General features: G+C 68.5%; 9 protein-coding genes. 6 read left to right on the top strand and 3 right to left on the bottom strand.

Features of this window, described 5'->3' with window-relative positions; translation table 11 throughout:
- Window positions 1-636 precede the first annotated feature (636 nt).
- A complete protein-coding gene (locus tag IRX98_RS21540; protein WP_224280312.1) occupies window positions 637-1038 on the bottom strand; it encodes a MerR family DNA-binding transcriptional regulator in 402 nt (133 codons plus the stop codon).
- A gap of 54 nt (window positions 1039-1092) precedes the next feature.
- Here IRX98_RS21540 and IRX98_RS21535 point away from each other — a divergent pair, with 54 nt between their 5' ends.
- From IRX98_RS21535 to IRX98_RS21510, 6 genes are all read left to right on the top strand, one after another.
- On the top strand, window positions 1093-1392 hold the full coding sequence (locus tag IRX98_RS21535) for a DF family (seleno)protein (RefSeq protein ID WP_224280311.1): 300 nt from the start codon (window positions 1093-1095) through the stop codon (window positions 1390-1392).
- Window positions 1393-1682: 290 nt separating this feature from the next.
- Window positions 1683-3035 carry a dihydrolipoyl dehydrogenase family protein gene (locus IRX98_RS21530; RefSeq protein ID WP_224280310.1) on the top strand — a complete coding sequence of 451 codons (1353 nt, stop codon included), beginning with the start codon at window positions 1683-1685 and terminating at the stop codon, window positions 3033-3035.
- Window positions 3036-3423: 388 nt separating this feature from the next.
- Window positions 3424-3894: a hypothetical protein gene (locus tag IRX98_RS21525; protein WP_224280309.1), complete on the top strand. Its 471-nt coding sequence runs from the start codon at window positions 3424-3426 to the stop codon at window positions 3892-3894.
- An 84-nt stretch (window positions 3895-3978) separates the two neighbouring features.
- Window positions 3979-4545 (top strand): DUF305 domain-containing protein, encoded by a 567-nt coding sequence (locus IRX98_RS21520; RefSeq protein WP_224280308.1) that lies wholly within the window; start codon window positions 3979-3981, stop codon window positions 4543-4545.
- Window positions 4546-4619: 74 nt separating this feature from the next.
- Window positions 4620-5459, top strand: a complete 840-nt coding sequence (locus tag IRX98_RS21515) for a F510_1955 family glycosylhydrolase (RefSeq protein ID WP_224280307.1) — start codon at window positions 4620-4622, stop codon at window positions 5457-5459.
- Window positions 5428-6303, top strand: a complete 876-nt coding sequence (locus IRX98_RS21510; protein WP_308045723.1) for a DUF3152 domain-containing protein — start codon at window positions 5428-5430, stop codon at window positions 6301-6303. The genes IRX98_RS21515 and IRX98_RS21510 overlap by 32 nt, the downstream gene beginning before the upstream one ends.
- Before the next feature lie 109 nt (window positions 6304-6412).
- Here the strand turns inward: IRX98_RS21510 and IRX98_RS21505 are convergent, their stop codons facing one another.
- Entirely contained in the window at window positions 6413-8911 is a 2499-nt protein-coding gene (locus IRX98_RS21505) for a heavy metal translocating P-type ATPase (RefSeq protein ID WP_224280306.1), read from the bottom strand.
- On the bottom strand, window positions 8908-11253 hold the full coding sequence (locus IRX98_RS21500) for a heavy metal translocating P-type ATPase (protein ID WP_224280304.1): 2346 nt from the start codon (window positions 11251-11253) through the stop codon (window positions 8908-8910). The genes IRX98_RS21505 and IRX98_RS21500 overlap by 4 nt, the downstream gene beginning before the upstream one ends.
- Between the last annotated feature and the right edge of the window lie 49 nt (window positions 11254-11302).

The following is an 11302-nucleotide window of genomic DNA, read 5'->3' as shown; positions in this document are numbered from 1 at the left end:
GCCGCCACCGGCGAACTCCTCCGCGAGCTCACCATCGACACCACCAAGGACTACCAACCCCGGAAATGACCAAGACCCGAACCCACTTCCGTGGGTTCGGGCCTTGCGGATGTCCTGAGACATCACATTGTAGCGGGGGCAGGATTTGAACCTGCGACCTCTGGACCTCCAGCGTGTGTGCGTTCCGCCGCTGGATCCTTTGACCGCACTTGCCGATGTGTGCTCTGACCTGCGCAGACGCGCAAAACCCAGCGCGCCGAATCCAGATCTTCTTGACGCTATGTGCTCAGATCAGACGGCTTGCGCTGACGTTTTCGGGACATAAGCGCGGCGTGGCTCGAATCGCAGTCGGACCCACTGGTGCGGCCGAACGGCGGTTGGTCGAGCGGCGGCCAAGTGGTGGTTGCCCGTCCAGGCACCTCGCAGCGCACACCATTACGAGGCGACGGCGCAGTAGTGGACGAAGTGCTTCATCTGGGTGCCTGCGGCCCCTACAGCTGCCAGGCCGCTCGCACCCTGGCGCGCAGCCCACCGCCGACGTCAACGGGACGATCACCGACGTCCCCCGGATGCAGGCGTCACTGCCGCCATGATGGACACCTGCGAACTCCCCGCCCTACAACCTCGACCCTTGCCTCACGTGTCTCGCACGATGATGTGACAGATCTTGGTGTCGGTGCAGTCAGCAGGATCAAGCCGGTCACTGCGGCTGATGAGCCCCTCAATCTCCGCTTCGAGCGCGGCGAGCTCGCGTTGCCGGGCCCGGATGCCTTCCCGCTTGGTCACGAGCAGGGATTGGACGTGCGAGCACGGGACGGCGCCGTCTCGACGCAGCTCGAGGATGCTGGCCACCTCGACCAGGGTGAGACCAGCCGCCTGGCCGCTGCGGATAAATGCGAGCCGGTTGAGGACCGAGGCGTCGTAGTCCCGGTAACCGTTGGGACCCCGCGGTGGCTGGGGAAGCAGGCCACGCCGCTCGTAGAAGCGGATGGTCTGTGCCGCTACGCCCGCCGCCTCGGCAGCCTCTCCAATGCGCATGGTCTCACTTTACGCTTGACCTTGCACCATGGATCAAGGTTTAACGTGACGGCTATGGACATCACGCTGCTCTACTTCGAGGACTGCCCGAATTGGAAGGTGGCGGACGAACGACTCCGCGTCGTTGCGTCGGAGCGCGGCGACGTCCGCTTGACTCGCCATCTTGTCGAGACTCCGGCGGAGGCCGAGCGCACCGGCTTCCACGGCTCCCCGAGCATCCAGGTCGACGGCGTCGACGTCTTCGCCGAGCCCGACTCCGAGGTCGGCCTGACCTGCCGCCGCTACCGCACGCCGGATGGATTCCAAGGCGCACCGACCCTCGAGCAACTACGGGCGGTCCTGGCCGATGCGTGACCGCATCACCACCATCGGCCCCATCGCGGCAACGGCCGACGCCATCGGCCTCTGCTGCGGCCTGCCGGTCCTGTTGTCGCTGGGGATCGCCGGCGCCATCGCCAGCTGGTCCCTGCAGAACTGGGTGCTGATCTGGGCTCGTGCTCGCCGCTGCCCGGATGGGCACGGTGGGTCCGAGGCCGGCGACGCAATCGTCCGAGCCATAGCCCGAGACCGACCGTGCACACGGACACCTCACCCGCACAGAACGCTGACAGCTCCACCGACCTGACAGTCAAGGAGAACACCGCATGAGCCAGCACTTCGACCTGATCGTGATCGGCGCCGGCATGGCCGGAGTCGCCGCCGCGAACAAGTGCGCAGCCCAAGGGTGGGAAGTGGCCATCGTCGACTCACTCCCTTACGGCGGCACGTGCGCCTTGCGGGGCTGCGATCCCAAGAAGATCCTGCGACGCGGCGCCGAGGTCATCGAGAGTGCCCGCCTGCTGAGCGGCAAGGGCATCAACAGCGACGGGTTGTCGATCAACTGGGCGGACTTGATGAAGCACAAACACGGCTTCACCGACCCGGTCCCCCAGAGCATGGAGGACGGCCTGACCCGCAGCGGCGTCACCACCCTGCACGGCCGGGCGAGGTTTACCGGTCCTCGCCAGCTCGAGATCGACGGCACCGTCTACGACGCCGACCGCCTCCTGGTCGCCACAGGTGCGCGACCACGTCCCCTGGAGTTCCCGGGCCACCAGCATCTGATCGACAGCACCGACTTCCTGGATCTCGAGGAACTGCCTTCTCGGATCCTGTTCGTCGGAGGCGGCTTCATCTCATTCGAGTTCGCCCACATAGCCGCACGCGCCGGCAGCGCAGCAACGATCATCGACCGCGGCGAGCGTCCATTGAAGGGCTTCGACCCCGACCTCGTCGAGCTCCTGGTCGACCACGGCCGGGAAGTCGGCATCGACCTGCGCCGACGCACCAGCGTCGTGAACCTGCACCAGTCCGACACCGGCTACCGAGTCGCACTCGAGCACGACGGCGCCCAGGAGACCATCGAGACCGACCTCGTCGTCCACGGCGCCGGCCGAGTCGCGGACCTGGCAGACCTCGGCCTCGACGCCGCCGGGGTCGAATGGGGCGAGCACGGCATCCACGTCGCCGACTACCTCCAAAGCACGACCAACCCGGCCGTCTGGGCCGCAGGCGACTCCGCTGACACCGCCGGGATGCCGCTCACACCGGTCGCGGTTTCGGAGGCCAAGGTCGCCGCCTCCAACATGATCAAGGGCACCACCACGACCCCGGACTACGCCGGCGTGCCCACGGCGGTCTTCACCATCCCTGAACTCACCCGCGTCGGCATGCTGGAATCCGAAGCCCGCCAGGAGGGCATCGATCTCGCCATCCGCTACTCCGACACCAGCGGCTGGTACTCCAACTACCGGATCGGCGCAACCACCGCTGCGACGAAGATCCTCATCGACCAGTCAACCGACCAGGTCGTCGGAGCCCACCTGCTAGGACACGAGTACGGGGAGCTGATCAACACTCTCGGCCTGGCCATCAAGGTCGGCCTCACCACCCGTCAACTGAAGTCCGCGACAGCCGCCTACCCCACCGTAGGGTCCGACTTGGGCTCAATGTTGTAGTTCCCTTGCACGCCACGCCGCCCTGTGGGCCACACCTCCAAGCGCCGTTCCGGTGGGTCCAGGCTTGTGACGCAATTCCTCAGCGCGTTGGCGGCCGCACGGTACGGCGGCTGGCTGACCGGAGTCACGACCTGGGTCGGGAGTTCCCAGGTCGAGCCGAAGGGCGGCGCGTTCGGGAGCTTCCGGCACGGGTATGCGGATGAGATCTCGACCTGTGTCGACTCCGCGCTTCACCATGAGGCCGGATTCGGATCTCCTCCGGCCCAATCGGAACACCGCCCCGGCAGATCCGGTGCTGATCCATCTCCCTGCGCCTTCGGATTGGAATGGTGACCTCGACCGTAACCGCCCCACGACCATGCACCAGCGGCTGCCTAAGATCGAGCTCATGCAGGATCTCCGAGCACCGACCGGGACACGCGGGCCGCGCTACGCGCTGGTCGCGGTTGCCGTCGCACTGTTCGGCCTTCTGTCGATGCACGGCTGGGGCTCCCACACCGGCGCTCACTCCGTGGGAGCCACATCCCAGAGCGCAATCGCCATGATCGCCGCGAGCGGCGCCATCAGCCATGACCACTCCGGGCCGGCTGCCAATGAGCCGGATACCCCCGAACCGATCGTCGCGGGCCACCCAGCGGGAATGAGCTCTGAGGAGCCCGTCGGCGAGAACGGTGCGGGGCTTCTTGGGCTCTGCCTAGCCGTGCTGGCCGGCCTCCTACTGCTGGGGATCGCCCTGCTGCTCGCACGTCGCGGCGTCCGCATCGCCCGCACCATGCTGCCCGCGTGGCAGCCCTTGCGGCTCATCGGGCGAGACCGTGACCCGCCAGGCCTCCGCATGCTCTGTGTGATCCGCTGCTGACAGGCGTCCGCCACGAGCGCCCGACCCGGGCGACTCGGGGCTTTCGCCTCCCCAGACACTGATCACACAGATGGAGAAACACTCATGCGCAAGTCGCTGATCACCGCCGTCGTGACGGCCTCGCTGTTCACCCTCACCGCCTGTGGCAACGAAGACGACACTGACACCGCTGGCGGGCACAACGACGCCGACGTCACCTTCGCCCAGGAGATGATCCCCCACCACCAGCAGGCCATCGAGATGGCCGACCTCGCCGAATCACGCGCTGAAAGCCAGGAGGTCAAGGACCTCGCCACCGACATCGAGGCAGCCCAAGGCCCCGAGATCGAGACTCTGACCGGCTGGCTGGAGTCCTGGGGCGAGGACGTCCCCGATGAGGGCATGTCGGGCATGGATCACGGCGACATGTCGTCCGACGACATGGGCGGAATGATGACCGAGGACGAGATGGCCGACCTCGAGGCGGCCTCCGGCGCGGAGTTCGACCAGATGTTCCTCACCATGATGATCGAGCACCACGAGGGTGCGATCGAGATGGCCAAGACCGAGCAGTCCGAGGGCGAGTTCCCCGATGCCGTCGACATGGCCAAGGAGATCGAGACGACACAGGCGGAGGAGATCCAGACAATGCAGGACCTGCTGAAGTCCTAATCTCGTCCCTGGTGCCGGGCAGGACAAAGCTAGTGCGCCTGCCCGGCACCCATCCTCACCTCGGAGCCGCCCTCATGTACCGACCCCACATCGCCCTCACAGGCATCCTCCTCGGCGCCGCGCTCCTCTCGGGCGGCTGCGCCAAGGACACCCCAGCGACAACACCGCCCGCCGATGAGGAAACGAGCGTCGGCCACATCCACGGTCTCGGCGTCGACCCGGCCGACGACAGCCTCTACGTCGCCACCCACTTCGGCCTGTTCCACGTCGACCAGAGCGGCCAGCCGAGCCGGGTTGCCGACCGGTATCAGGACACGATGGCGTTCACCGTCGTCGGCCCGGGCCACTTCCTCGGCAGCGGCCACCCGGACCTCCGCGAGGACCTGCCCGCTCACCTGGGCCTGATCGAGTCCACCGACGCCGGAGAGACGTGGACGGCCCTCGCCCTCCAGGGCGAGGCGGACTTCCACATCCTCGAACCCGCCGGCGACGTCCTCTACGCATACGACGCCACCTCTGCCCGCCTCCTGCGCACCGAGGACCGGAAGAACTTCGACGAGACATACCGAGGTCCGGTCATCAGCGTGGCGGCGGTCGATGACAACGACCTGCTGATCGCGACCAACGGCAAAGGCCAGCTCCTCAGCATCAACACCAGGTCCGGCGAGACCCGTGAGCTCGGCGGCCCGAGCATGATGTACCTCGACACCACTGCGGACGGGACCCTGGCCGGAATCGACGTCGACGGCGTCGTTCGGGTCAGCACCGACACCGGTCGAACCTGGCGCGAGGTCGGATCGATCGACGGCCAACCGGCCGCATTCACCATCAGCGCCCAGGGCTGGTTCGCCGCGACCGAAACGGCCGTCTACCGGTCCACCGATGACGGCGACACATGGACCCGCGTCCTGTGATCGTCCAGGGACGATGAGTAACCGCAGAGCCACGCATCGACGCGCGGGTTCCCATCGCGCGCCGCGGCGTGCCACGAGAGGGCTCACCGGCCTGGCGGTGCTGGCAACGACCGCCGCCGTGGCTGTGCCCGCCGCGTTCCTCATCCCCGGCGCAACGAACACCGGGGAGGCGGGCCGCCGCACTATAGTTGCGTCCCCGCCACCGTCCGCGCCGCACCCTGACCCGACTCTCAAGGGCGAGCGACCAGACGGTGAGGTCGCGGTCGGTCGAGATCGTGACCCAGATCCGAGTGGGCCCCCCACCCCCGCCACTCAAATTCCGGAACGCGGCCCCGGCACCTTCGAAGTCGCCGCCGCATCACTGCTCGGGCCGCAGGACGGGGTGACCTACCGGGTCGAGGTCGAGCAGGGCCTGCCCTTCAGCACCGTGGATGTGGCGCGGCTGGTCGAAGCCACCCTGTCTGATCAGCGCGGCTGGGCGACGCGACACACGCTCGTCCGCGTCGAAGGCCATGCCGACCTCCGCATCGTCCTGGCCACCCCGGAGACGGCCAATCAACTCTGTGCACCACTCGACACCGACGGACGGCTGTCCTGCCGCAACGGTGACGACGTCGTCCTCAACGCCTGGCGGTGGCAGTTCGGTGCAGACGGCTACGCCGGTGACCTTGTGGCATATCGACGCTACGTCATCAACCACGAGACGGGCCACGCCTTGGGCTATCCCCACGTCGGCTGTCCCGGACCTGGCGAGATCGCGCCAGTGATGCTGCAACAGACCAAGGGCCTGGAGGGCTGCAAACCAAACCCGTGGCCCGCCCGCGTGGACCTCGTCGGGCACTGATCCACCTTCTGGTCGGACCGGAGACGTGCGGGGGTCCATAGAGGAGCCTGGCCCTCACGGCCCCGAGCAGATGCTGAATCCCAACCCAAGGACCTTGGCGATGACACCCCTACTCATGCCCCGCGTGCTCCACAGCTCCCATCGAAGCCGTTGAATCCGACGAGGCGACCGGCTGAACCGGCAGCCGAAGGCGCTTCAGCAACAGCGCGTTGACCGCCACCAAGAAGCTGGACCCCGACATCGACAAAGCCGCGACCTCCGGCCTCAGCACCAAGCCGAAGGCGGGCTCGAACACGCCTGCCGCGATGGGGAGCGCGATCGCGTTGTAGCCCACCGCCCAGCCGAGGTTCTGGCGCATCTTGCGCAGCGTGCCCCGGCCGATCGTCAGCGCCACCGGCACGTCCAGCGGGTCGGACCGCATGAGGACGACGTCCGCGGCTTCGATCGCGACGTCAGTGCCCGCGCCGACTGCGATCCCGACGTCTGCCTGCACGAGCGAGGGCGAGTCGTTGACGCCGTCGCCCACCATTGCCACGGTGCGGCCCTGCGCCTGCAGCTGCTGAACCTGGTGCGCCTTGTCCTCGGGCAGCACCTCGGCGATGACGTCGTCGATTCCCAGTTCCTCGGCGATCCGCTCGGCAGTGGCGCGGTTGTCGCCGGTCAGCATGGCCACCCTGATGCCCGCCTGGTGGAGCGCCGCGATCGCGGCAGCCGAGGTCTCGCGGACCGCGTCGGCAATGCCGAGCACGGCGACGGCTCGACCGTCGACGGCGACGAAAACCGCCGTGCGGCCTCCGGAGGCGATCTCGTCGCGCCGCGCGCCGAGATCACCGATGGTGATGCCCCCCGACTCCATGAGGCGTCGGTTGCCGATAGCCACCTGGTGGCCGTCGACCTCGGCGAGGGCGCCGATGCCGGTGACGTTGCGGAACCCGGTGGCACGCAGGCGCGGGACATCGGTGGCGTCGACGTACCGCACGACGGCGTGGGCGAGCGGGTGCTCGGACTCGCGCTCGAGGGCGCCGGCGAGGGCCAGCACCCGGTCGTGATCGAAGTCGCCGACCACTACGTCGGTGACCTCGGGTTCGCCCTTGGTGAGAGTGCCGGTCTTGTCGAACACGACGGTGTCGATGCGCGCGGAGGACTCGATCGCGGTCGCGTTCTTGAACAGGATCCCGCGCTTCGCCCCGAGACCGGACCCCACCATGATCGCCGTCGGGGTGGCCAGGCCGAGGGCGTCGGGGCAGGTGATGACGACGACCGTGATGGCGAACAGCAGCGCGGTCTGCACGCTCGCGCCGGCCGCCAGCCAGACCAGGAAGGTCCCGACTCCTCCGACGAGGGCGACCAGGACCAGCCAGAACGCGGCCTTGTCGGCGAGCCGTTGTCCGGGAGCCTTGGAGTTCTGGGCCTGCTGCACCAGTGCGACGATCTGGGCCAGTGCGGTGTCGGCACCCACCTTCGTGGCGCGCACTCGAAGAGTGCCGCTGGCGTTGACAGTAGCGCCGATGACCTGGTCGCCGGGTGCCTTGTGCACCGGGAGGCTCTCGCCGGTGACCATGGACTCGTCGACCTCCGACTCGCCCTCTTCGACGGTGCCGTCGGTGGCGATCTTCGCCCCGGGCCGTATGAGGAGCAGGTCGTCGACCTGGACCTCAGAGGTGGGGACCTCGACGGGTTCGCCCTCGCGGAGCACGGTCGCCATCGGAGGGGCCAGGTCCAGCAAGGTGCGGATGGCGTCGTTGGCGCCGCCTCGTGCTCGCATCTCGAACCAGTGGCCGAGCAGCACGAATGCGGTGAGCATGACCGCGGCCTCGTAGAAGACCTCGCCGCCACCGGTGAGGGTGATTCCGAGGGAGTAGAGCCAGCCGGCGCCGACCGCTACGGCCACCAGCACCATCATGTCCAGGGTCCTGGCTCGGAGTGCTCGCCAGGCGCCGTCGAAGAAGATCCAGGCGGAGTAGAAGATGACCGGCAGCGACAGGATCAGGGCGAAAATGTCATCGCGCATCCCGAACGGGGCGGCCGCGTCGAAGCCGAGCATGTCGCGCCCCATCGGCGAGTACAGAGAGACGGGTACGGCGAGCAGCACGGCGACCAGGAACCGGTTGCGCATGTCGCGGACCATGTCGGCCATCGACATCGAGCCGTGTCCGCCGTGGCCCATCGCGTCGTGCGGTGACGAGACGGGCGATGCCGGGCCGGCGGGGCCGGCGTGTTTGTCGTGGCTGGCATGCGGGTCGTGCTCGCCATGCTCGCCATGCGCGGCCTGCTGAGCGTGGTCAGCGTGGTGGTCATGACCTGGTTCGAGCATCGGGTCGCACACGTGACTGGGGACAGACTGCCCGGCGCAGTGGAAGCCGCACTCCCGGACCCAGTCCCGCAGCTCGCTGATGCTGGTGCGGTTCGGGTCGTAGGTGACGGTGGCGGTCTGGGCGACCGGGTTGGCGTCGACGGAGAGCACGCCAAGCTGGCGTGACAGCACCGCCTCCGCGACGTTCTTGCTGGTCGCCCATTGAACGCCGGAAACCTCGAGGACGGCGGTGGCGGCGCCGTCACGGTGCGCGTCCGCGTCGTGGCGGCCGGCGGGGTGCTGGTGGGTGGTCATCGTCCTGCCTCCACCTTGGAAGGGTTGGTCCTGGTCGAGTCGTGCTCGAGGTGTGGCGCCTCGGTCGATTGCGTGGAGACGGCCTGGAACCGACGCAGCCGCAGGCTGTTGGACACCACGAACACCGAGGAGAACGCCATCGCGGCACCGGCGATCAGCGGGTTGAGCAAGCCCAGCGCGGCCAGAGGCAGCGCCGCGACGTTGTAGGCGAAGGCCCAGAACAGGTTGCCCTTGATCGTCCGCAAGGTGCGGCGGGACAACCGGATCGCATCGACGGCCGCGCGCAGGTCGCCGCGAACTAAGGTGAGGTCGGACGCCTCGATGGCCACGTCGGTGCCGGTGCCCATAGCGATGCCCAAGTCGGAGGTCGCCAGTGCGGCGGCGTCGTTGACGCCGTCCCCGACCATCGCCACCGTCCGGCCCTCACGCTGGAGACGTTCGACGACGGCGACCTTGTCGGCCGGAAGGACCTCGGCGATGACCTCGTCGATGCCCACCTCGGCGGCGACCGCGCGCGCGGCGCGTTCGTTGTCTCCGGTGAGCAGCACCGGCCTGAGTCCGAGCTCCTTGAGCTCGGCCACGGCCTGGGCACTGGTGGGCTTGATGGCGTCGGAGACGACCAGCACGCCGCGGGTTGCGCCGTCCCAGCCGGCGGCGATCACGGTCCGGCCTTCCTGCTCGGCCGCATCGACCACCTGTGCCAGGCGCGGGGCGAGGGGCTGGCTCCACTCCTGGGCGAGCCAGCCGGGCCGACCCGCCACGACCGCGTGGCCGTCGACCACCCCGGCGACGCCGAGGCCTTGGGTCGAGGTGAATCCCTCGACGTCAGGCAGCTGCGCGTCGAGGCGTTGGCTGGCGCCGGTGGCGATAGCTTGACCGATCGGGTGTTCCGAGGCGTTCTCGAGAGCGCCGACCAGCCGGAGCAGGTCGTCGGTGTCGACACCTTCGGTGGGCTCGGCGGCGATCAGCTCCATGCGCCCGGTGGTCACAGTGCCGGTCTTGTCCAGGACGATGGTGTCGACGATCCGGGTGGACTCGAGCACCTCGGGGCCCTTGATGAGCACGCCGAGCTGGGCGCCGCGGCCGGTGCCGACGAGCAGTGCGGTGGGTGTGGCCAGCCCGAGGGCGCAGGGGCAGGCGATGATCAGGACCGCCACTGCGGCGGTAAACGCCGCGGTGACGCTGTGGCCGGTCAGCAGCCAACCGGCGAGTGTGGCCAGTGAGAGGGCGATCACGATGGGAACGAAGACCGCCGACACCCGGTCGGCGAGGCGCTGGACCTGAGCCTTCCCGTTCTGGGCATCCTCGACCAGCCGTGCCATCTGGGCCAGCTGGGTGTCGGCTCCGACGCGGGTGGCCCGGACCACCAGCCGGCCGCCGGCGTTCACGGTCGCGCCCACGACGACATCGCCAGGGCCCACCTCGACCGGGACTGGTTCTCCGGTGAGCATGGAGGCGTCGACGGCCGACGTGCCGTCCTCGACGACACCGTCGGTGGCGACCTTCTCCCCCGGACGCACGATGAACCGGTCCCCGACCGCCAGCTGGCTCACGGGCACGCGCACCTCTGCGCCGCCACGGAGGACGGCGACGTCCTTGGCGCCCATGTCGAGCAGGGCGCGCAACGCCGCACCGGACTGGCGCTTGGCGCGGGCCTCGAAGTAGCGGCCGGCGATGATGAAGGTGGTGACCGCGGCCGCCACTTCGAGGTAGATGTGGACGTCCGCCTCGCCGTCGGGGAAGAGGTCGAACGGCATCCGCATCCCGGTCATCCCGGCGTGGGTGAACAGCAGTGCCCACAGCGACCACAGCCAGGCGGCGGTGACGCCGACCGAGATCAGGGTGTCCATGGTGGCGGCGCCGTGACGGGCGTTGGTCACCGCGGCTCGGTGGAACGGCCAGGCACCCCAGACCACGACGGGTGAGGCCAGGGTCAGCGAGATCCACTGCCAGTTGTCGAACTGCAGCGCCGGGACCATCGACATGGCCAGCACCGGCACCGTCAGCACGGCCGATACCACCAGGCGCTGCCACCACCCCGCGGCCTCGCGGTCCCGATCGTCCGGCTCGGTGGTGGCCACGCCCTCGTCACCGCTGGGCGCCCGGGCCGGCACAGTCGCGGTGTAGCCGGTGGCCTCCACCACCGTGACGAGGTCGTCGGGGCTAAGGTTTGTCGGGTAGCTGACCTTGGCCTTCTCGGTGGCGTAGTTGACCGTGGCGGTGACGCCGTCGAGCTTGTTCAGCTTCTTCTCGATCCGCGCGGCGCAGGAGGCGCACGTCATCCCACCGATGGCGAGCTCGATGTCGTTGACGGTGTCGGACGCGGTGGTCTGCTGGGTCATGACTGTGCCTCCTGGGGGATGGATCGCGCTTCGGACGTGAGGGACCTGG

Source organism: Nocardioides lacusdianchii (genome assembly GCF_020102855.1).
Taxonomy (GTDB): Bacteria; Actinomycetota; Actinomycetes; order Propionibacteriales; family Nocardioidaceae; genus Nocardioides; species Nocardioides lacusdianchii.
This window is presented reverse-complemented; position numbering and strand designations above follow the sequence as displayed.